The sequence below is a fragment of the Myxococcus dinghuensis genome (assembly GCF_024198235.1).
GTDB classification, from domain to species: domain Bacteria; phylum Myxococcota; class Myxococcia; order Myxococcales; family Myxococcaceae; genus Myxococcus; species Myxococcus dinghuensis.
This window is the reverse complement of record NZ_JAKCFB010000004.1, coordinates 274,310-297,170: the sequence shown is the minus strand read 5'-3', so window position 1 is coordinate 297,170 and position 22,861 is coordinate 274,310. Positions and strand designations below refer to the sequence as shown.

At 71.6% G+C, this 22,861-nt stretch carries 10 protein-coding genes; 6 read left to right on the top strand and 4 right to left on the bottom strand.

The window, feature by feature from the left end; genetic code table 11:
* Positions 1-18: 18 nt before the first annotated feature.
* Positions 19-951, top strand: coding sequence for a hypothetical protein (locus LZ198_RS08180; protein WP_253971321.1), 933 nt, complete (start codon positions 19-21; stop codon positions 949-951).
* A gap of 88 nt (positions 952-1,039) precedes the next feature.
* On the opposite strand, the gene LZ198_RS43180 is transcribed toward LZ198_RS08180, so the two are convergent.
* Together LZ198_RS43180 and LZ198_RS08160 are read right to left on the bottom strand one after the other, a co-directional pair.
* Entirely contained in the window at positions 1,040-6,577 is a 5,538-nt protein-coding gene (locus tag LZ198_RS43180) for an RHS repeat-associated core domain-containing protein (RefSeq protein WP_267145461.1), read from the bottom strand.
* 96 nt (positions 6,578-6,673) lie between these two features.
* On the bottom strand, positions 6,674-11,146 hold the full coding sequence (locus LZ198_RS08160) for a hypothetical protein (protein ID WP_253971320.1): 4,473 nt from the start codon (positions 11,144-11,146) through the stop codon (positions 6,674-6,676).
* Positions 11,147-11,550: 404 nt separating this feature from the next.
* Between LZ198_RS08160 and LZ198_RS08155 the strand changes: the two genes are divergently transcribed.
* The 3 genes from LZ198_RS08155 (at position 11,551) to LZ198_RS08145 (ending at position 15,074) form a co-directional block, all read left to right on the top strand.
* A complete protein-coding gene (locus LZ198_RS08155; RefSeq protein WP_253971319.1) occupies positions 11,551-12,948 on the top strand; it encodes a M28 family metallopeptidase in 1,398 nt (465 codons plus the stop codon).
* A 63-nt stretch (positions 12,949-13,011) separates the two neighbouring features.
* Positions 13,012-13,551: a gamma-glutamylcyclotransferase gene (locus tag LZ198_RS08150; RefSeq protein ID WP_253971318.1), complete on the top strand. Its 540-nt coding sequence runs from the start codon at positions 13,012-13,014 to the stop codon at positions 13,549-13,551.
* Between the two features lie 143 nt (positions 13,552-13,694).
* Positions 13,695-15,074 (top strand): DNA/RNA non-specific endonuclease, encoded by a 1,380-nt coding sequence (locus LZ198_RS08145; protein WP_253971317.1) that lies wholly within the window; start codon positions 13,695-13,697, stop codon positions 15,072-15,074.
* A gap of 23 nt (positions 15,075-15,097) precedes the next feature.
* Here the strand turns inward: LZ198_RS08145 and LZ198_RS08140 are convergent, their stop codons facing one another.
* Both LZ198_RS08140 and uvrA read right to left on the bottom strand, forming a co-directional pair.
* Positions 15,098-15,997: a glycoside hydrolase family protein gene (locus tag LZ198_RS08140; RefSeq protein WP_253971316.1), complete on the bottom strand. Its 900-nt coding sequence runs from the start codon at positions 15,995-15,997 to the stop codon at positions 15,098-15,100.
* A 53-nt stretch (positions 15,998-16,050) separates the two neighbouring features.
* Positions 16,051-18,603, bottom strand: a complete 2,553-nt coding sequence (uvrA, locus tag LZ198_RS08135) for an excinuclease ABC subunit UvrA (RefSeq protein WP_253971315.1) — start codon at positions 18,601-18,603, stop codon at positions 16,051-16,053.
* Between the two features lie 214 nt (positions 18,604-18,817).
* Between uvrA and LZ198_RS08130 the strand changes: the two genes are divergently transcribed.
* Together LZ198_RS08130 and LZ198_RS08125 are read left to right on the top strand one after the other, a co-directional pair.
* Positions 18,818-19,723 carry a transcriptional regulator gene (locus tag LZ198_RS08130; protein WP_253971314.1) on the top strand — a complete coding sequence of 302 codons (906 nt, stop codon included), beginning with the start codon at positions 18,818-18,820 and terminating at the stop codon, positions 19,721-19,723.
* Positions 19,720-22,788, top strand: a complete 3,069-nt coding sequence (locus tag LZ198_RS08125; protein WP_253971313.1) for a serine/threonine-protein kinase — start codon at positions 19,720-19,722, stop codon at positions 22,786-22,788. Before LZ198_RS08130 ends, LZ198_RS08125 begins: the two co-directional genes overlap by 4 nt.
* Positions 22,789-22,861: the final 73 nt, after the last annotated feature.

Below are 22,861 nucleotides of genomic sequence, written 5' to 3'. Positions count from 1 at the left end.
TCTGGGAGAGGAAGAACGATGCGACGTTGGGTGTGGTTGGTGCTCTGTGTCTCCACGCGGGCCTGGGCGGAGGACTACCGGGCCTGCAAGGAGCTGTTCGTGTCTCCGCTGGTGTCGAAGGTCGCGGAGACGAACGCGAGTGGGGCGCCATGGGACGAAGGCTCTCTCCCGGACCCGGAGCTGACCGCCATGGTCGCGGACGCGGAGGGCGCGACGCCCGCCGTCATCGGGCCGCGGTTGGAGGACTCGACCGTCCTGGCCTGGAACAGCCTGCCGCTGGCGGAGACGCGCTCGGGGGCCTGGCTGCCGGTGGGCGTGGGTGGTTCGCTGCAACTGATGTTGACCGACCAGGATGACGGTCCTTCGGACTTCATCGGGGCGTTCTCCGTCACCGTCCCGGAGTCGCTCGCGCAGACGGGAACGGCGTTCGTGCAGGCCACCAGCCAGGGCGCGCAGCCCGTGTCGCTCACGCTGCGCATCTCCGCCTCCGACGGCAAGCGCGGCTGCGCGGGCATGGAGAAGGTGGGGCCGGCGCGCTACGAGCTGCCCGCGCCCACGTTCTCCGCGCGGGTGGACGCGGCGCTGTTCGAGAAGATCCGTTCGGCGCAGAAGTGCAAGGCCGGGAGCACCCCGCCGGAGTGCGTGCCGGAGCGCTATGACGTGCTCTACACGCACGAACTGGTGGAGGGAGCCTGGCTCACCGTCGTCAGCGGAGGAGGGCAGGCGGGGGCCGCGGGGAAGTTCCACGCCATCGCCTGGGGCGTGGACCCCGCGACGCGGCAGGTGGCCTTCCTGGGGCGCTGTGACACCTTGAAGACGTCGCCCTCCGTCGAGGGCGCGGTCGCCTGTGTCCAGGGCAGCAAGGCCACCTTCATCTCCCTGGAGAAGGGCAAGCCGCGCACGCGCGCCGCCAACGCGCGCGAGCTGGAGGCGCTGAAGGGCTCACCGTAGACCCGACGCGCCCGTCTCGTGACGAGCCAAGGGGGACCGATGCCGCTGGCGCCGGTCCCCCTCGTGTTTCAGGCGTTCGCGCGAGGGGCTACTTCTGGTGCTCCTGGTAGAACTCCCGCGTCTCCTCCTCGGCGCTCTCCAGGTTCTCCGTCGCCTTGTCGATCTTCTGCTGGAGGTCCTGCGTCTGGCCGTAGAGTTCCTGGATGCGCTGGTGGACGAAGTCCATGCGCTCCTGGTCCGGGGTCGATTGCATCGCCTCGTCCAGGTAGTGCTTCAGCTCCTGGTGGATGAGGTTCTGCTGTTGCTGCAGCTCCTGGATGCCCTCGCGGATGAAGCGCGCGCGGCTCTGGGACGGCGGCTCGGCGCACAAGGGGTTGCTGCCGTCGATGCAGCCACCGATGAACTTCACGACCTTGATGGCGGCATTGCCCTTGCGGACCGCGGAGACGACGGGGTTGTTGAGGATGCGCTTGCCCAGGGAGTAGGTCGCCTTGACGCCGGAGACGACCTTGGGGCCTCCCACGCGCACGCCCGCGGCCACGGCGACGGGCGCGGCCACGCTCACCATGTTCCCCACCGGGTCGCCGGACGTCACCTTCTTCTCCTCGGTGCCCGTGGGGTCCACGAGGTCCAACGGCCGGTTGCTCACGTAGCTGTAGAGGTTGCACTCCACCGGGCTCTCCCGGCACTTCTCCAGGTCCTCGAGGAACAGCGGGTCTGGCGTCGTGAAGCGGTGGATGCGCGGATCGTAGTCACGCACGCCCATGCGCACGAAGCCCAGGTCCGCGTCGTAGGCCTTCTCCACGAAGTCCAGCGCGGCGGAGCCGGTCGGGTGGATGGCGCGGTCGCCGAACGGTGAGGGCAGCCGGGCCGTGCCATCCGCGTCCGCCAGCACCGTGCCCCGGCGGTCCGTGCTCGAGAGGCGGAACGTCCCGTTCTGGAGCGCGCCGACGAGCTGCCCGTCCACGCGCACCGGCAGGGTGAGGCCCGTCGCGTCCAGGTAGCCACCGCCCTTCAAGTAGGCCGCCAGGGGGGCCCCCGACGCATCGCGCTTGAGGAGCCGCTCCCCGTCCTCGTCGTGGAAGAAGCTCCAGCCGTGGGCGCCCTTCTGCGCCGTGGCCACCTGTCCATCGGCTCCATACGTCAGGGTCAGGTCGTCCCGGCTCACGGTGCGACCCAGCCCGTCCATCACGTACGTCACACCGCCGGCCACCAGCGTGTTGCCGCCCACCACGAGCGTGCGCGTGCCCGTGTCGTCGGAGATGGAGCGTGGCAAGCCCGCCGCGTCGAAGCCATACGCGTAGGTGTGCTGCGAGTCCCAGGCGCCCGTGAGGAAGCCCCGCGGCGAGTAGTCGTACTGGCGCGTGAGCGGCGTGCCGCCGACGTCGAGGGACTCGGTGCCGGTGAGGCCGCGCGTGTTCAGCTTCCACGCGATGGACGAGGCCCACGTGGGTGTCTTCTGGGCGAGGGAGGTGCGCTCCCGGGTGAGGGCGTCGTAGCCCAGCTCCACGAACGTGCCGCCCCCGAAGTCCACCTTCGCCGTCTTGCCCACGCCGTTGTACTGCACGGTCGCCCAGGGCTGGCCATTCAGGGTCAGCGCGCTCATCCGGCCCCAGGCATCCCAGTCGTAGCCGAGCGTCGTGGTGTTCAGCACGGCGCCGCCCGCGTCCTTCACGCGCGTCACCTCCGTGTCCACCTCGCCGTTCTCGGTGTAGGCCACCTCCGTCTCCACGGTGCGCCAGCCGGTGAACGACACCGTCGTCTTCGCCAGCAGGCCGTCCGCCCGGTACTCCATCCGCTTGGTGTACCCGTCGCCGGCGGTCGCGGTGAGCAGGCCCGGAAGGCTCGTGTTCGCGGGGGCGGAGGGCGTGGCGCCGTCGTAGTACAGCAGGAACTGCTTCGTTCCCCCCGCCGCGTTCGCGTGGGTGATGACGGTGCGGCGGCCCGCGCCGTCGTACTGGTAGAGCTCACTGCGCACCAGCGTGTCGGCCGGCGTGCGGAAGCGCTTGGCGGACATGAGCCAGGTGCCGGGCGTGTACTCGAAGTCGACCTTCGCCACGCCGTCCCGCTCCACGCGGCCCACGCGGCCATAGGCGTCATACGTCAGCCAGTGGCCCGCGCCGTCCGGGAGGCCCACTCCGCGCAGGCGCCCCAGGGCGTCGTAGGTATACGTGGAGGTATTGCCCGACTCGTCCTCGTAGCGCGTCACGCGCTTCGCCGCGTCGAGGTACTGGCTGCGCGTGCCGGCGCCGCTCTCCTGCGTCTGGACGCGAAGGCGGCCCGCCTCCAGCGACCAGCCCGTGGCCAGCGTCTGCTCGACGTCCGGGTGGTGACGCAGCAGCTTGTCCGTCTCGTAGCCGAAGACGGCGGTGCGCACGCGCTCGGTCAGCTCGATGCCACCCAGCAGGGTGGCGTAGTCGAGCGCCGCCATGTCCGTGTCCGCCGGGAGGTTGGGGCGCACGTACCGCGCCTTCTCTCGCTGCTGGCGGCTGTACACCCTCAGCCCGTCCACCACCCACCCCTCGGGGACGAGGCGGGCCTTCGCCACCTCCTCGCCCGCGGCGGTGGTGTACTCCTCCGAATAGCGGCGGGCCTGGGTGGCCGCGTCCACCAGCGACGACACGGCGATGCCGGCCGGGCGCGTGGCGGTGGCGAAGCGGTAGCTGAGCGTCTCGTTCGGGTTCACCTCGCTCGCGGTGCCCAGCGCGTCCCAGCGCTTCGACAGTCGCTCCATCCCGTCGTAGCGGAAGCGCTCGGTGTGCGCGGTGGCGCCGTGGCGCGTGACGAGGGTGAGCATGCCGTCATGCAGCGGGTGGCGCTCGGTGACCTCCACCACCATGCCGTCGGGCTGGATGACCTTGGAGAGCAGCAGGCGCCCGGGCGCGTATTCGAACGACGTCGTGCCCCGGCCCGGTTCGCTCACCGTCTTCACGGTGTAGTCCGGCCAGTAGCTCACGGTCTGCAGGGGCATGGCGCCCTGCGGCCCCTGCGCCTCCACCTTCTCCACCAGGCCCACCGCGTTGCGGGTGAGGGTGCCCTGGTAGCTGAAGTCGAGCGTCGGCTCCTGCGGGTGGGTCCCGGTGAAGCTCAGCGTGGCGGGCAGGCAGTGCAGGTGCTTCGCCAGCGCCGGGAGGTAGGCGCGGGATTGATTCGTGGAGAGGGTCCCCCAGGGGGTGACGCGCGACTGCTGCTGCGGGCACACGCCGTCGAAGGTGAGCGTCCGGGTGGACTCCGTGAGCGCCGCCCCCGGGACGAGGGCGTCCTGGAAGCCCTGTCCCTCCTCCTTCAGGCGCTTGTACGGGACACCCTGGAACGTCGCGTCCTCGTACTGGCGGAAGGACACCTCCTTGACGAAGGGCGTGAGCGCGTCCGTGCGCGTGTCCGACAACTGGAGCCCCGCGAAGGTGTCGCCGTTGAGGAAGTCGACCGCGTGGCGCTCCAGGGGCGCGCTGCGCACCACGCTGTCGAAGCCGAGCAGGTAGCCGCCCTGGGAGTGGTAGTTGGCGCCGAAGTACTCGTAGCCATAGGTGACGGCGTCGTAGCCCGACGAGGCGGACGTCAGCGACGCGAGCACGGGCTGGCGGTAGCGCGCCCCGGGGGCCGCTGGCAGGCGCGTGTACGTGAAGCCCAGCACGGTGCCCTTGCCGTCGTCCGCCGACTTCAGCAGCCCCGTCTCCGGGCCGTCGAGCGAGGCGCTGTAGGCGTCCAGCCCCTTCGTCACGGTGAGGCTGGTGTTGCCGCTGCCGGCGAAGTCACCCTGCGCCAGCGCGCTCGTCGTGCCGTTGAAGAACGTGAGCGCGGGGACGGTGACCTCGCGGAACTCCGTCCCGTTGTTGACGAACAGCAGCGCCAGCCCGGGCTTGGACAGCAGCATGTCCGCCATGCCGTCCCGGTTCACGTCCACGAACATCACCGTGTACGTGCTCAGTTGCGCCAGGCTGGCGCCCGTCTTGGTGAGCACCGGGTACAGCCGGCTGGAGGCCGAGTCGAACGAGAACTGGCCCGTGCCCGGCCACACGTGCAGGCCGTTGGACAGCCGCGCGACGATGTCCGGGAGGCTGTCGCCGTTGACGTCATGCACCCACGACGCGGTGGCGGAGACGCTCGGGGTGAGCGTGCCGGTGAGCGTCGCGCCGAAGCTGGTGGAGGGCGCGGCGGTGCTGGTGTTGGGGCGCACCTGGAACCCGCCGGGAACGACGCGGACGAAGTCCGGCTGCTGGTCGCTGTTCAGGTCCACGAAGCGGGTGTGGGGCCCGGGCTGCCACGCGCCGGAGAGGGATTGCTGCGACAGGAGCGCGCCGGCGCGGTCGCACACCTTCACCTCCGTGGCGCCGCTCACGGCGGTGATGGCCACCACGTCCGGCTTGAGCTGGTTGGGCCTCAGCTTGGCCAGGAGCCGCGGCTCGTTGCTCGCGCTGGCCGTGGGACGGCACACCGTCTGCGTGTTGGCGTCCGGCGGCGGGAGGGGTTCGGCACGGAAGCCCGTGTCCTCCTGGACGTAGAGCGTCTGGGCCTGCGCGTGCTCGAAGTCGAGCCGGCCGTCCTCGTCCTCGTCCAGCAGCGTCGCCCGCCAGGGCTGGATGGCGTCCTGGCCCGCGGAGGCCAGCGTCGCGTCGAGCTTCGTCACCCGCGCGAAGGACGCGGCCTGGAGCGCGTCCGTGGACTTGAAATAGGTGTAGCGCGCCGTGGGGCCCACCGTCTGTGTCGGCGCGGCGCCGTACGTCTGGTCCACCTGCGTGAGGTAGAAGGCCACGCCCTCCACGGGCTCCTCGTAGGCCAGTTGGTACTGCCACCGCGGCTCGAACAGGCCGGAGGTCGCGTTGCGCGCCTTCACCGCCACGGAGGCCACGCGGCGGTCCAGGCGCAGCCTCTTGCTGGAGCGGAAGTCGTCGATGGGCTTCGCCAGCGTCGCGTAGCCCAGGTCCACCTGGTACTGGAAGTCGTTGCCCGTGCCGCCGTACTGCACCGTCTTCACGAACAGGCGCCCGGTGGAGTTGGCCTCGTAGGTGAAGCGCGTCTTCCTGCCGGTGGGGCTCACCACTTCGCGCAGGTGCCACGCGAAGGTCCCCTTCGTCGTGTCGACCTGCGCGGAGCCGGCCACGCCGCCCGCGCCGTCACCGAAGCTCCAGACGCTGCCGTCCGGGTGGTAGGCGGTGAGGCCCGTCGCGGTCTGCTCCACGCGCACGGCCGGGGTCATGTCCGCGGGGTACCAGTAGCCATCACTGCCCCGGATGAGTCGGCCCCAGGGGCTGGTCAATTCGTCCGTCGCGTAGTCGAGGTCGCCGCGCACGCGCCAGCGGCGGATCTCCAACCGCGTCTGCCAGCCGTGGCCCCACTCGGACAGGCCCGCGTCGGAGGAATAGGTGGGGAACGGGGAGGCGAGCAGCTCCCCCCGGTCCTTGGGCGTGGAGAAGGGCGAGGCGAGCGCGAAGCCGCCGCGCGCCACGTCCGCGGCGCCGAAGGCCGTCTGGGCATACGTGCCCACCAGGGAGCCGCGCTGGGGCGCGGTGAGCTGCGGAGGTTGGATCTTCGCGTCGGTGAAGCCCGCGGGCTGGGCGAGCGCGAGAGGCGAGATGAGCAAGGCGGTGCCGCCCACCAGCCGCCGGAAGAGCGTCGGGAGTTTCATGGTCTGACCTGTTGGAGTGGAAGAGATGCGAGGGCGGCGCGGCGGGGGGGCCTTCCCCACGTCGCACGCGCCGCTCCCGGTGCTACTGGACCGGCGTCACTGGCAGACGGAGACGCCGGAGACCGCGTCCGCCAGCTCGAGCGCGTCCACCTTCAAGGTGACGACGAGCGCCGAGGCGTCGGAGAAGAGGAGGGGATTCACGTTGCCCAGGTCGACGATGAACGTGCCGAACGGGGACAGGCCATTGCTGGCGACGGTGGCGAACGGCTGCTGCAGGTCCGTCGCGAAGGTGGTCAGCACGTCGATGTCGTTGCCGAACAGCAGGTGCGGCGCCCCCACCAGGAAGTCCTGGTTGAGCATGACGTAGTTCCTGGGCACGCCGGCCGCGGGATAGGCGAACGTGTCCGCCCAGCGGATGGGCACGGCGATGCCCGCCTGGGAGTCCGCCGCGTTGGTGCTGCTGTAGGGACGCACCACCTGCACGCCCAGGTTCTTGATGATGGGCATGTGGTGGTGGCACAGCAGCACGCCCCCCTGGCCCCCCTGGCTGTACAGGTCGTCCGGCGTGAGGGTGATGGCGACCTCGCCGTTGCCCTGGAGAATCGTGGTCCACACCGTCTCGGAGCGCTCCAGGTTGGCCGAGCGCCACTGGGTGCCCAGGTAGAACGCCGGGTTGGGGAAGGCGAAGGCGAGCGCCACCTCCTTGGGGGCCTTGTCGGTGATGCGCGCCTGGGCCAGCGCGTTCTCGATGGCGCTCACGGCGGTGAGGGCCTTGGTGGAGAGGGCGGCGAAGTCATCCGACCAGTCCGCCTGCACCAGGGCCTCCAGGCTGGCGTGCGTGCGCAGCGGCGCGAGCGAGTTCGGGTGACGCAGGTCCATCGTCGGGTACAGGTACTCGGTGACCAGGCCCGTCAACGCGCGGGACTTCTCTCGCAGCTCCTCTCCGTCCAGGTTGCGCAGCCGCCACAGGGGCAGCAGCCGCAGGAGGCGCGCCTTCTCCGAACCGGAGTCGAGGTCGTCCGACATCGCCTGGATTTCGAGCAACTGCATCTCGATGGCCCGGAGCACGTTGCGCAGCTCCACCATGCGCGCCACGCGCGCCAGCTCCTTGGCGACGAAGGTGTCGAACAGCGCGCTGAACACCTCCGGCATGCCCGTCATCGCGCAGCCCGGGCATTGCAGGGTGTACTCCTGGAGCAGGCGGCTCTTCGCGTTCTGCTTCAACGCCTCCAGCTCGATGCCCGACACGCGGCCCTGGGCCACGAAGGCGGGCGTCGCCGCGCGCAGCTCGGTCATCACCGTGGCCATGGCCAGCCCCAGCGCCTTGGCCGCCGCGCCCGTGGGCATCAACTCCATGGCCTTCACCGTGAGCCGGTGAGACACGTCGTCCGCGCACGAGGCCGTGTCGTTCACCACCAGGTAGAGCTCGCTGTCCGCCTTCACCACCACGGAGGTGTTGGGCGACTGGAGCACCTGCACGTCGCGGAGGCCGGCGCGGCCCGTGGTCCCCGGCTGCATGGACACCAGCAGCAGGCTGCCCACCGGGGCGTCGGGGAAGGGGGTGTTCGGCAGCCTCAGGCCCAGCGAGTAGCTGGCGGAGCTGCGCTGCTCACCGCCCACCTCCGAGGACGCGGTGCTCTCCACGCCCGCCGAGGCATCCACGCAGGCCTCCGCCATGGCATAGGCCTTCACGCTCTGCCCGAAGACGTCCGGCCCGGTCTCCGCCTTGACGCCCACGCAGGCGCGCTCCTGCACGGAGGCCTTGGCGAACATGGACTGGCTGGCGTTCTCCGCCGTGTAGCCGCTGCCGGTGTACGTCACGATGTAGCCCCCGGGGCCCGTCAGGGCCGCGCCATTGCCCAGGTCGACGGCGGAGCCTCCCGGAGAGGACGGATGCGGCAGCATGGCGCTGGAGAGGGCGCAGCTCGGCGTGTACTCACCGGAGACCTCGAGGTTGACGAGCTCGCCGCGCGTGGCCGCCAGCGCGAAGGGCTGGGGACCTCCCACGCCGCCCACCGGGACGCGCACGGCGAGCGCGTGGATGTCGAACGTCGCGCCCGGCATGCCGCGCGCCTGGTCCGCGCCGACGTCGAGCACGTGCTGCGGCCCGCGCTGGATGTCCGTGCCCAGGTGGGGCGACTCGTTCGCCAGCACCGTGTTGAAGGCCGCCGCGAAGTCGCTGAACTGCGTGTCCTGGCTCTGCAGGTTGTCCTGCAGGCCCACCAGGTCCGCGTTGAGCCCGTAGAACTCCGTCAGCGCCCGCAGCAACGAGGCCTTCACCGTCGTCTGGTTGGCGGCGTTGGCCACCTCGCCCAGCACCTCGTTGATGAGCGCGGAGCGGTTGTTGGTGTACTCGAGCAGCGCGTTCTGCAGCGCCGACTTGCGGGTCGTCACCACGTCGTTGATGAAGTTGCTCTTGTACTCCTCGATGCCCGTCTTCAGCGCGTCGCGCGCGGTGCTGAGGAAGAAGCCGGACTTGGCGTAGCTGGCGGCGTACGCGTCCGCCTTCTCCACCATGCCCGCCCACCGGGCCAGGGTCGGCGGCGCGGCGGCGGCGCCCGTCTTCAGGAGGGCGGGCGTGTACGTGGGCACCCCGCTGGCGGCGGCGACGGCCTGGGCGAAGACGGCGTGGTTGGCGCGCAGTTGGTCGAACACGGCCACCCACTCCGCGTGGTGGTCGTAGCTGGAGGTGTTCAGCTTGTTGGCGCCGGCGAGCGCCGTCTGGAGCGTGGCCGCCTGGGGCACCGCGCCGAACAGCGCCCACAGCTCCGCCGTCTCCGTGTCCACCGCGCCGTTGCCGCAGCCCTTGAAGCGGCAGCCCAGGTCGTGCAGGGCGCTGAAGTCCTCCATGCGGTCGAACAGGCCGCTGAAGCCATCGCCCAGCAGCATCAGCAGCGGCGGGCCGCTCATCGCCGGGGTGCCCGTCAGCGCGGCCTTCAGCACCGTCTGGTCCACCAGCAGGCCCGCGTTGAGCGGCTGGGCGTGGACCGGCAGGCCGTTGACGTTGAGCAGCGCGTTCTCGTAGGCGACCTTCCAGAAGACGCCGAACGTCTCGCTCAACTGCCGCGTCAGCACGGGGCTGTCGGGCGCGCCGGGGAACATCTGGGTCTGCTGCACGGCGTACCAGTCGCTGATGCTCTTCAGGTGGACGCGCACGTCGTCCGGGTGCGGCACCTTGCGCTGGAGCGCGTCACCCGCCACGTCCTGGCGGCGCAGGTCGGACAGCGTGCGCTCGTACAGCCGCATCCACATGAGGTGGTACTTCTCCCGGTACACGCCGCCCTGGCAGACGCCCTGGGGCACCGCGGCCGCCTGGGTCGCCAGCCCCGTGCAGAAGGGCAGTTGCGAGCGGGCGGACGCGCCCGGCACGTGCGACGAGGCCAGCCGCGTGCAGACGTCCATGGCCGCGTCGAGCGACGCGAGGCTCGTGCCGCATCCCGTCGTGGTGGGCGGGACGAAGCCCGCGCTGCACGTGGTGTTGGACGTCGGGTCGGACTGGTACAGGCCGCGCACGAACTGCGTCTGGGCCGCCGTCATCTGGTGGGAATGCAGCTCGTAGAGCAGCTTCAGCCGGGAGACGACCTCCGCGCGCAGGCTCGCGCCTCCCGCCCCGGCGGGGAGCCCGGAGGCCAGCCCCTTCTGCACCAGGCAGTCATACTTGGCCGTCACCTGCGCGACGGTGGCGGGCGTGCCCAGCGGCAGGTCGTCGCAGGTGCGGCACAGGGGCGTCTGGACGAACAGGGGTGACGCCTCGCGGTTCTTCGGCGTCATCGCGCCCCAGGCCGCGTTCGCCGCCGCGTTCACCTGGTTCAGCGTCGTGCCCGCCGGCAGGAACAGGGGGTTGGCGTTGCACGCGGAGGCGACGTCGTCACCGAAGCTGTTGTGACGGCAGGTGGGGTAGATGGGCCTGGTCGTGTCGTCGCACGTGTAGGAACCCGTCGACGGGCCGCACGCCGCGTCCTTCTTGGCGTTGTACGTGGGCCACTGGGTCAGCGTGTACGTGCAGGCACCGGAGGACGTCGCGAGCTCCATGGCGCCGCTGTACGACGAGACGGTGACCAGGTTGCGGTCCGCCACGGGCAGGCTGTTGCGCCTGGCGTTCGCCGCCGCGAGGCACTGGGAGGTGCAGTTGTAGCGGGTCTCCGTCGTGCACAGCTCGATGTCGGGCGTGTTCGGCTTGGGCCGGCAGATCTCCTCCGGGTACGCCGTGCAGCCCGTCACCGTCTGGGAGAAGGTCTTCGTTGCCCGGCTCTCGACGCCGAAGGCGGGCAGCCGGCACTCCGGATAGTGGTAGCAGGTCGTCTGCTGATAGCCGGTGACGGCGCCGCAGGTGCTGTTGCTGCCCGACTTGTTGCAGTCGAGCCCGTATTGCCAGGGCACCGCGCAGACGTTGTTCGGATCCCCCGCGGAGGCCCAGGCCAGCCGCGTGTCGTCGCACGCGCCGCTCAGGGCCTGGCTGGCGTCGGACCTCGCCAGGGCTTCCAACTCGCTCACGGCCTCCTCGGCGGCGTCGCCGCACGCGGTCAGCGCGCAGAGCGCTCCGAGACACCACAGCTTCAACAGACGCATGGACGGACTCCTCCCGTGGCGCACGCGCGGATGGCGCGGGCTCCCCGGCTCGTGGCGCCCTCGGGCGCCTCCTGACTGGGACTGCGATGGGCACCGGCGGGCCCCGGAGATGGCGGGGCCCTCTCGGTGCTGGGATGGGCTGGGGGAGGAACGGAGCCCTTCCCGGATATTCCCGGGATTTCTGACGGGGCGTCCCGGGTCGAGGAGGAGCAGGGCACACACCCAGGCCTATCGGCGCTCGCACTGGGAGCGTTCAGGTCGGCCCGGGACAGGCGGGAGCCGCGTGAAACATGGCTCAGACCCCGCTGAAAACACGGGAAGCGTGATCCTCCGCGCAACACGGAGCAGCCTGGCGCGATAATTCCGAGGCGCGCCGTCTACGCCCTCCAACGGGATCCCCCACCATGGCCTCGAAGATCAGCGATTCGCCTCGCCCCCTCTCCATCCTCCAGCAGCGCCCGGCGGCCGCCGCCAAGGATGCGCGCCCGGCCAACAAGCCCGTGGCCCGGGACCTGGGATGGAACAAGGACTCCTTCGAGACGAAGCCGGCGACGTGCAAGGTCCCCGTGCCCACGACGCCGCCCACGCCCGGTCCGGTGGAACCCACCGAGCCCACGACGCCGCCGGAGCCGGAGCAGCCTCCCGTCTCGTCCCTGCCGGAGTCGGACCCGATGACGCACATCGCGTACCTGGCCTCGGACGAGCTGCAGGGGCGTGACAGCCCGTCCGCCGGGCTCGACGCGGCGTCCGCCTACGTGCAGGCCCACGTGCAGAAGTACGGCCTCGTCGGCCCCAACGTGAACAACCCGGAGAACCCCTACCAGCAGAAGTTCGACGTCTACTCGTGGGTGGGCAAGCCGGGCGCGGCCCGGAGCGACGAGGCGCACGAGGGCCACAAGGAGTTCGGCCACAAGCTCTTCGAGGAGGGGTTCTATCTCGAGTCGGGCATGCCGAAGGAGACGCTCTCCAAGCTCAACCGCCAGTACGAGACCGCCATGAAGGCGGAGGGTCAGCCGACGGTGGCCGCGCGCAACGGCAAGCAGCGCTCCGTCGAGGAGCTGAAGGCGCTGGCGCAGGAGTCCGGCCAGGCGGTGAACACCATGGCCCTGCTGCCCGGCTCCGGTCCGAACAAGGACGAGGTCATCGTGGTGATGGCCCACCTGGACCACGTGGGCACCGACCGCAAGGGCAACGTCCACAACGGCGCGGACGACAACGCGTCCGGCAGCGCGGTGCTGATGGCCGCCGTCCCGGAGCTGGCCGAGGCGGCCAAGAAGGGCGAGCTGGACCGCTCCGTGCTCTTCATCTGGACGGGCGCGGAGGAGAAGGGCCTCGTCGGCTCGCAGTACTTCGTGGACCACCCCATCCCGGGCCTGGGCACGGAGGAGATCGCCGGCGTCATCAACGTGGACATGGTGGGCCGCTGGGATGACCAGCGCCTGTCCGTCGTCGACACCAACCGCCGCGGCCAGCCCAACTACTTCCGCGACCTGGTGGACCAGGCCAACGCGAAGCTCGAGGACCCGTTCGACCGCATCAACAAGGACATCAACCAGTACCGCGACCGCCAGGACGGCGCGGTGTTCGGTCAGAAGGGCGAGGACGTCCTCTTCATGTTCGAGGGCCTCTCCAACCCCAAGGGCGGCGGCGACCTCATCCCCGAGTACCACGAGCCCGGCGACGACATCGACCTCATCCTCCGCGACAACGGCGGCGAGAAGCCGCGTCGGGTCAAGGACCTGATGATCAACGTCATCGAGCTGGCCGCCAACCGCGTCGTGGAGCCGGACACGAAGAAGTAGTCCCGCTCCCGCCGAGCGCCAGGAGGCTTGTCCTGGCGCCCGGCCCCGTCGAGACTCGACGCCATGTCCTCCGCACCGCAGCCCTGGTTCGCGTTCTCCCTCGACCTGGCGCCCGGGACGGCGCGCGAGCGTCTGCCGTCCCTGCCCCCCACGCCCGCGCTGCCCGACGGCGAGCTGGCGGAGGCGCTCGACGTGGAGGTCGTCTACGACGTGGACTCGGCCACCTGGGGCGGCCGGGTCGCCCGCCTCGTGGATGCGCCCGGAAAGAGCCTGCCGGGGCTGCTGCGCCGGCTGCCCTCCGCCGCGCAGTGGGAGGCCGTGGTCCGCATGGAGGCCGCCCTGTCCGAGTCCACCAGCACGCGGCCCGTGAAGGTCCGCACCGCCACCGGGGCGACGCTCGTGGCCCAGGCCTTCACGCCTCCGGGGCGCACCGGGAGCGGCGCCGGGACCATCAGCGAGTCGTTCCTCGTCACCGTGGCGCTCGCGGCGGAGCGGGCGGGGCTGTCCCCGGACCACGTGGAGCGGCTCCAGGCCGAGGCCCGCATCGTCCAGACCGTCCAGCAGGCCCGGGCCTCCACGCTCCCCCAGGGGCGCAAGCCCTGATCCACGGGCCCCGCCGGGCCCCCGATGCGGAATTGTCACGAAAAAGTGAATCCGTGACGCAACCGGGCGACCGTTGCACCCGACGATAGGTGAGCAGGGCCCTCACCAGGTTTTTCCCTCGACGGCCCGAGGACTTCCCCCGGATGACGACGCTGCGACCGACCTCCCGAGCCAGCACCCCGTCCGCCACCACCGCCGGCGCCGTGTCCAACGACGGCGTGACGACGCGGGGGGGGAGCTGGAACCGCGCCGCGACGCGTGAGGTGTCCGTCGCGGAGCTCCAGGCGAAGTTCGGTTGGGCCGAGGGGAGCTGGGAGGCCGGGCTGCTGAAGGCGGCGGACGCCGCGGGCGACAAGACCCGCGGACGCAACGGCAAGGTGTCCGCGGCGGAGCTCCAGGCGTACCTGGCGGCCCCCACGGACGGCAAGTACCTCACCTCCACCACGCTCCAGCAGGGCCGCGCCGCGCTCGACGCGAAGCTGGCCACGAGCGGCACGAACACGGTGGACGTCGACGCCTTCGACACCAGGTGGCAGGACGAGCTGGCGAAGCGCGCGGACCGCCTGGGGGGCAACGGCGACGGCGAGCTGTCCCAGCAGGAGCTGGCGGCCTACATCCAGAAGTCGAAGATGGGCCAGGCCGAGGGCGCGAAGTGGGTGCCCGACCAGCAGATGGCCGCCTTCCAGAGCCGGGTGGCGGAGGCCGCCGGCGAGCTGGACCCGCTGCGTCCCAAGGGCGAGCCCAAGGGCGTGGGGCTGGTGAAGCAGTACTCGCGCGCGATGATGGAGGAGGGCAAGAACGTCCCCGCGTTCGTCAGCTACCTGCTGTCCGCCTCGGACATCAAGGAGACGCCCGCGGGCGTGGACCGGACGCAGAGCACCTTCGTTCGCGACTCGGAGCTGGGGCGCGCGGGGGTCGTCGACTCGGACTACAACAACACGGGGTTCGACCGGGGGCACATGAAGCCCGCGGAGGACTCGCCCAATCAGGAGGCGATGAACGAGAGCCACCTGATGAGCAACATCGCCCCCCAGCACGGCAACCACAACCAGCAGGTGTGGCGCACGCTGGAGAAGGGCGTGAACGACCTGGTGAAGGCGACCGGCGGCAAGGCCTATATCGTCACCGGCAACCTCTACCTGGACGAGAAGGGCAAGCCGCTGCCGGCGGACCAGATCGCCACCACGGGCGCCAAGAGCGACCGCCGCATCGCCGTCCCCACGCACAACTTCAAGACGGTCCTCCTGGAGCTGCCCAACGGCAACCTGTCCATGTTCGCGTACATGGTGCCGAACCAGAAGGAGGGCCCGTCGAAGAAGGAGCAGATCCTCCCGCTGCTGGAGTCCACGCGCGTGCCCGTGGACCGCATCGAGGAGCTGCTCGGCCAGGACCTCTACGCCCAGCTCCCCAAGTCGGTGCAGGCGAAGCTGGAGAAGGACCCGGCGGCGAAGGGCATCTTCGAGCAGGGCAGCGGCTACCAGGCCGTCACCCTGCTGGCCAACAAGACGCAGCCCGCGAAGTAGCCCGCCGCGCCCCGCGCCCGTCCTCAGGGGACGGGCAGGGACACGTAGTGCTTGCCCAGCTCGTTGAGGACGCCGTTGGCGCCGAGCAGGCTCGCGAAGCACGGGTCGTTCGTCCAGCGTCCCGTGAACCACGCGTAGCGGAACACGTCGGCCCGGCGCTCGCAGACGGCCACCATCTCCGTCATCTGCGCCTTCTGCTTGGCCACGGAGTCGATCTGCGCGCCGTCCCGCTGCTGGTGGCAGTTGGCGAACTCCGTCACCCAGAACGGCTTGCCGTACTTCGTCAGCCGGTTCAACTGCCCGTCGAGCCCGTAGTCGTACCAGTGGAACGCGAGGTAGTCGATGCGCGGCTCCCGGTTGTCGTTCTGCGCGCGGTACGCCGCGTAGAAGGCGTCCAGCCACGTCACCGGGTCGGAGTAGCCGCTCAGCGTCCCCCAGTTCATCGCCGGGCCCACCAGCTTGACGCCCGTGTTCGCCGCGACGCTCTCGTACCGGGGCCAGAGCCGCGCCGCGTCCGTGGGCGACATGTTCGCCTGGTCCGTGAGGTTGGGCTCGTTGAGCAGCAGCAGGTACTGGATGTGGGGGTTGGCCTTCAGCATGGCCTCGATGCGCGGGGCGTCGAAGTTGCCGTTCCACAGCATGGGGATGAAGTCCATGCCGTAGCGGGCGCGGAAGTCCGCGGGCACGCCGGTGTGGGGCTGGGGGCTCCAGTTGTACCACCAGCTCACGCCGGACGAGACGGCCGCCAGGTCCTCCGGCGTGGCCAGGTCGAAGGCGATGCCGCGCTTGGCGCTCTTGGTGCCGCCCACGGGCGTGCCCGCGTCGTCTTCAGGGGTGTTGCCGCCGGGCTTCTTCGGGTCGGCGGGGTCGCAACCCAGCAGCAGGAGCAACGCGATGCAGGACGGCGCGAGCCAGCGTCTCATGGGCCTTCACCTGGGGCGGCCCCGCGAGGGCGGGGCGTGGGGGAGGCGCCATCCTAGCCAGCCAGCTCCCGGGCCAGGAACGGGGCCGTGCGGCTCCGGGGCGTGGCGGCGACCTGGGCGGGTGTGCCGGCCACGACCACCTTTCCGCCCTCGTCGCCCGCGCCCGGCCCCATGTCGATGACCCAGTCGCTGGCGGCGATGACGCGCATGTCGTGCTCCACGAGGATGACCGTGTTGCCCGCGGCCACGAGGCCGTCCAACTGGGCCATCAGCTTGTCCACGTCCGAGGGGTGCAGGCCGGTGGTGGGCTCGTCGAGGACGTAGAGCGTGTTGCCGCGCTGGACGCGTTGCAGCTCCGTGGCCAGCTTGATGCGCTGGGCCTCGCCGCCGGACAGCTCCGTGGCGGGCTGGCCCAGGCGCAGGTAGCCCAGGCCCACCTCGCGCAGCACCTCGAGCGAGCGCAGGACGTGGGGCTCGTCGGTGAAGAACGTGTGGGCCGTGTCCACCGTCATGCCCAGCACCTGGGCGATGGTCTTGCCCCGGTAGGTGATTTCGAGCGTCTTCGCGTTGTAGCGGGCCCCGTGGCAGGTGGGGCACGGCGCGTAGACGCTGGGCAGGAAGAGCAGCTCCACGCTGACGAAGCCCTCGCCTTCGCAGGTCTCGCAGCGCCCCTTGGGGACGTTGAAGGAGAAGCGGCCGGCGTCGTAGCGCCGCGCCCGGGCGGCGGGCGTCGCCGCGAACAGCTTGCGGACGTTGTCGAACAGGCCGGTGTACGTGGCCAGGTTGGAGCGCGGCGTGCGGCCGATGGGCTTCTGGTCCACGCGCACCAGCCGCTGGAGGCCCTCCATGCCGGAGACGAGCCGCCCGCCCGTGGTGCGCACCTCGGCGCGCTCCAGCGCGTCCCCTTCCTCCTCGTCTTCCGGCGGCGCGTGGCCCAGGTGGGCGGCGACCAGCTCCACCAGCACCTGGCTGACGAGGCTCGACTTCCCGGAGCCGGAGATGCCCGTCACGGTGGTGAAGACCCCCAGCGGGAAGTCCACGTCGAGCGCGCGCAGGTTGTTTCGCGACACGCCCTCCAGCCGCAGCCAGCCCCGGGGCTCGCGCGGTGGACGCGTCCGCGAGGGCTGGGGGGCGAAGAGGTAGTGCCGCGTGCGGGAGGCCTCCACCGCCCGGAGGCCGTCGAGCGGGCCGCTGTAGACGATTTCGCCGCCGTGCTCGCCCGCGGCCGGGCCCACGTCCACCACCCAGTCCGCGTGGCGGATGACGTCCACCTCGTGCTCCACGACGAACAGCGAGTTGCCCGCGCCCTTGAGCGCGTCGAGCGCCCGGAGCAGGGACTCGGTGTCCGCCGGGTGCAGCCCCGCGGAGGGCTCGTCCAGCACGTACACCACGCCGAACAGGTTGGAGCGCACCTGCGTGGCCAGCCGCAGCCGCTGCAGCTCTCCGGGAGAGAGGGTGGGCGTGGCGCGCTCCAGCGCGAGGTAGCCCAGGCCCAGCTCCCGCAGCACGTCGATGCGGCCCAGCAGGTCCTTGGAGATGCGCTCCATCACCAGCGCCTTCTCCGGGTGCTCCTTCGAGAGCTTCCGCGCGGCGGGCGCGGTGCCCTGGGCGTAGGGACGCAGCAGGTCGGCGACGCGCTGGAGCGGCAACTGCGACAGCTCGCCGATGTCCAGGCCCGCGAAGGTGACGGACAGCGACTCCGGCTTCAGCCGCTTGCCGTGGCACACGGGGCACTCGCCGCTGACCATGTACTGGGAGACGCGCCGCTTGATGAGGGCGCTCTGGGTGGTGGCGAAGGCCTGGAGCACGTACTTGCGCGCGCTGGTGAAGGTGCCCATGTAGCTGGGCGGCTCCTTGCGCTTGAGCGCGCGCTGCGTCTCGGCCGGCGTGAAGCCCGCGTAGACGGGCACGGTGGGCTGCTCGTCCGTGAAGAGGATCCACTCCCGGTCCTTCTTCGGCAGCTCCCGCCAGGGCCGGTCCACGTCGTGGCCGAGCGTCACCAGGATGTCGCGCAGGTTCTGGCCGTGCCACGCCGGGGGCCACGCCGCGACGGCGCGCTCGCGGATGGTGAGCGAGTCGTCGGGCACCAGGGACTGCTCCGTCACCTGGTACACGCGGCCCAGGCCGTGGCAGTTCGCGCAGGCCCCCGCCGGGGTGTTGGGGGAGAACGCGTCCGAGTCGAGGTGGGGCTGCTTCGGGGGGTAGGTGCCCGCGCGCGAGTACAGCAGCCGCAGCGAGTTGGAGAGGGTCGTCACGCTGCCCACGGACGAGCGTGACGTGGGCGCGCCCCGGTGTTGCTGGAGGGCGACGGCGGGGGGCAGGCCCTCGATGGCGTCCACCTCCGGGATGCCCGCCTGGTCGATGAGCCGCCGGGCGTACGGGGCCACGGACTCGAAGTAACGTCGCTGCGCCTCCGCGTACAGGGTCCCGAAGGCCAGCGAGGACTTGCCGGAGCCGGAGACGCCCGTGAAGACGACCAGCGCGTCCCGGGGCAGCTCCACGTCGACGTTCTTCAGGTTGTGCTCGCGCGCGCCCCGGACGCGGACGAAGCCGGCGGTGGAGGGGGAGGCGGGCGAGGTGGGGCGGGACGGTGGACGGCGGCTCATCTGGCAGGTCTCCTCCGCGCGGTTCTATCCAAGGTGCTGCCCGAGGCGAGGCCAGAACAGGGGAGGGGGCCCGCGCCGCCATGCGTGGCCCGGGCCGCCCGGGCTGGGGGTGAATACGCCCCCGGACGTCACGTCGGAGCGTCCGGACCGGGTATCCTCCAGGCCACGAGGGCGCTGGAGGTGTTGGCCGGTTCGCCCCTGGACTCGCGAGCTCATGCGCACGGACATCTCGCTTCCCGACGAGCTGATCGAGGCGGTTCTTGGTTCGATGACGGCGAGCGCCGCGGAGCGGCTGCGGGCCGAGCCCGGGTTGCGGCAGGGGCTCGGCCGGGTGTTCGCCGAGGCCGCCTCGCTGCGAGGCGTGGCGCCCGAGCCCCTCGTGTTCGCGCGGCACCTGGGCGCGCGCCTCGCCGAGGCGGAGGAGCCGGCGCGTGCCCTGGAGCGATTGCATGCCCGGGACCTGGCGCTCGCGCTCGCCTGCGCCCAGGAGGCCCCCGGGGCCGCGGACCTGTTCGAGCGCGAGGTCCTGGGGCGCTTGCGTGTGCCGCTCTCCCGCCTCCATCCCTCGCCCGCCTTCGTGGACGAGGTGCTGCAGGCGCTCCGGGCGAACCTGCTCATGCCCCGGATGGGGGCGGCGCCACGGCTCGCCGGCTACGCGGGCGTGGGCTCGCTGCTCCACTGGGTGAACAGCGCGGGGGTGCGGCTCGCGCTGCGGATGCGCAAGGCGCATGGCCAGGAGGCCCAGGTGGACGCGGAGGTCCTGGCCGCCCACCCCGCGCAGGGCGGACTGGAGCTGGGCCTGGTGCGCGAGGACTCCCGCGCGCACGTGCGCGCCGCCTTCGTGCAGGCGGTGGCGTCGCTCGACGACGAGGACCGCGAGCTGCTGCGCCTGCACTTCGTGGAGCGGCTCTCCCTGGAGCGCATGGGCACGCTGTACGGCCTGCACAAGTCCACGCTGTCGCGGCGCCTGACCGGCGTGCAGGCGCTGCTGGAGAAGCGCACGCGGCGGGCCATGTCGGAGCGACTGGCGCTCTCCGCGGATGAGCTGGACAGCGTGATGCGCGCCATCCACGGCGGACTCGACCTGAGCCTGTCCGGGCTCCTGGCGGCGAAGGAATGAGCTGTCCGGACGAGAACGACCTCGCGCGCTACGTGAACGGCCTGCTGTCCTCCGAGCGGGAGCAGGCGGTGCGCGCCCACGTCACCAGCTGTGGCGAGTGTCGCGGCGTGCTCGCCGCGCTGAGCGCCCTGGAGGAGCCGCCCCCCGAGCAGGGCGTGGGGCTGCTCACCACGGGCACGCGGGTGGGCCGCTACGTGGTGCTGGGCCTGCTGGGGGAGGGAGGCATGGGGCGGGTCCACGCCGCCTACGACCCCGAGCTGGACCGCAAGGTGGCGTTGAAGCTGCTCAACCCCGACCGCTTCCAGGGCGACTCGCTGGACCTGGCGCGCCAGCGTCTGGAGCGCGAGGCGCGGACCATGGCGCGGCTGTCCCATCCCCACGTCGCCAGCCTCCACGACGTGGGCGAGTACGAGGGACAGTTGTTCCTGGTGATGGAGTTCGTGGAGGGCGGCACGCTGCGCAAGTGGCTGGCGGAGCGCCCCCGCTCGCGCCGCGAGGTGCTGGCGTGCTTCCTCCAGGCCGCGGATGGACTGGTGGCCTCGCACGCGCTGGGCATCGTCCACCGCGACTTCAAGCCGGACAACGTCCTGCTCACGAAAGACGGCGTCGTCCGCATCACCGACTTCGGTCTCTCCCACGCGACGGCGTCGTCCGGGGACGCGCCGGTGTCGGCCCCGCCGCCGACGAGCGACTCCCTCACCGTCACGGGGACCCTGCTCGGCACGCTGGCCTACGGCGCGCCGGAGCAACTGCGCGGCGAGCGCGGTGACGCGCGCACGGACCAGTTCTCCTTCTGTGTGGCGTTGTACGAAGCGCTCAACGGGCATCGGCCCTTCGAGGGGACGACGCGGGAGGCCCTGCTCGAGGAGATGTCGCGACAGGCGGTGCGTCCCGAGCGGCCCGGTGTGCCCGCGTGGCTTCGCTCCGTGGTCCGACGGGGGCTCTGCGCGGACCCGGCGAAGCGCTTCATCTCCATGGAGGAGCTGCGCGCGCGGCTCTCGAGGGACCCCGTCGCGCGCTGGCGCAACGCGAGCCTCGGCGCGCTGGCGGGGGTCCTCGTCGTCGCGGCGCTGGGGGTCGTGGCCACGCGGGATCCGCGCGAGCTGTGCCAGGGGAGCGAGCGGCACTTCGCGGGGGTATGGGACGCGGCGGCGCGCGAGGCCGTCCACCGGGCGTTCCAGACCACGGGCTCGGCGGACGCGGAGGGCTCCTTCTCTGCGGTGGCGGAGGCCTTGGAGCGCTGGAAGACGGACTGGGTGCGCGCGCATCAGGAGGCCTGCGAGGCCACGCGCGTCTGGGGCGAGCAGTCGGACGAGGTGCTGGGGCTGCGCATGGCGTGCCTCGACGAGCGCCTGGGCGAGGTGACGCGCGTGGTGTCCGTGCTCCAGACGGCGGATGCGCGCACGGTGGAGCGCGGCTTCGGCCTGGGCGCCTCGCTGGTGAGCCTGCGGCGCTGCTCCGACGTGAGGACGTTGCAGGAGGCGGTGGCGCCTCCCGAGGACCCGGCCGTCCTGGCCGAGGTGGCGGCCATCCGGGGCGAGCTGGCGCGGGCGAACGCGGAGCTGCTCGCGGGGCACACCCCGGAGGCCCTGAAGGTGGCGCAGGCGGCGCGGGAGCGCGCCGTGCGCACGCGCTACCGCCCCGTGGAGGCGGAGGCCCACCTGCTGTGCGCGACCATCCAGTCGGACGCCGGCATGTTCGAGCCCGCCCGGGACTCCGCGAACCAGGCGGCCCTCGCGGCGGAGGCGGGACGGCACCATGGCGTGCTGGCCCGGGCGCTCTACGGGGTGGCCTGGGTCACGGTGCATGGCCTGGGGCAGACGCGGGAGGCCTGGGCGCATTTCCACCGCGCGCAGGCCGTGGCGGAGCCGCTGCGTGACCCCGAGTTCGACGCGTTGCTCGACTACGTCCACGCCGAGCTGCTCGAGACGGAGGGCCGCTTCGCGGAGGCCGAGCCGCTGCTGCGCCGGGCGCTCGAGCGTGTCATCGCGAAGGGCGCGTCTCACGCGGCGACGCGCGCGGAGCTCGTCGGACGCCTGGGGCTGCTGGCCCGGCAGCAGGGGCGGCTCCTCGAGGCGAAGCAGTGGCAGGAGGAGGCGTTCCGACTCCACGAGGCGCTCCACGGCCCCGACCACCGGGACACCGCGCGGGCCCTGGTGAACCTGGGCGGGACGCTGGTCTACCTGGGGGAGTTCTCGCGCGCGGAGGGCGCCCTCCAGCGGGCCCTCGTCATCTTCCAGCGGGTGTGGGGCCCCGAGCACCTGGCGGTGGCTCGCACCCTGTCCGTCCTGGCGTTCGTCTACTTCGAGTGGGGGCACGGCGCCCAGGCACGGGAGGCGGCGGAGCGGAGCGTCGCGCTCGGGCGCAAGGTCGTCCCTCCGGAGTCCGCGGACTTCCTGCTGATGGGCCTGGAGTCGAACATGCGGGGCGTCCAGGGGGAGCTGGGCGAGCGCGAGGCCGAGCTGGCGCAGGCCCGGCGCAGCCTGGCGTCCCGCGAGCGGGCCTATGGCGCGGCCCACCCCGAGGTCGCCTTGGATCTGCACGAGGTGGGGCGGCTGTTGAGGGTCCTGGGGCGCACCACCGAGGCCCGTACCTTCCACGTCCGGGGGGTCGCGCTCCAGGAGCCCCTGGTGGCGAAGGGCGCGGTGGATGGAGAGGGGCTGCGCTGGCTCGCGGACGCCCTGCTGTTCCTGGGGCGGGTCGGGGAGGCGCGGACCCACGCCGAACGGGGACTCGAGGCGCTGGAGAAGGAGCGCGGGCCCATGGCGCCGGAGCGCATCAAGGCGTTGGTCCTGCTGGGCGACATCCACCTGGCGGAGGGCGCGCCGGGAAGAGCGGTGCCGTTCCTGCGCTCCGCGCTGGAGGCGCTCTCTGGCGACGGGGTGGTGTCCGCCCGGGTTCCCCTGGCCCGGCGACGGCTCGCCCGGGCGCTGCGGTTGTCGGGGGCTCCCGACGAGGCCTGTCAGGAGGCGCGGCGGGCCTGGACGGAGTGGGCGTCCTGGCGCGCGGGCTACCCCGGGGAGGTCCTCGAGGCACGGGCGGAGCTGGGGCACTGCTCCCCGTAGTGCATCGATTCTCCGCAACACCTGACTTCGAGCCGTCTCCTCCGTTTCGGGGGCTGGTTCCCCATGTCTCGAT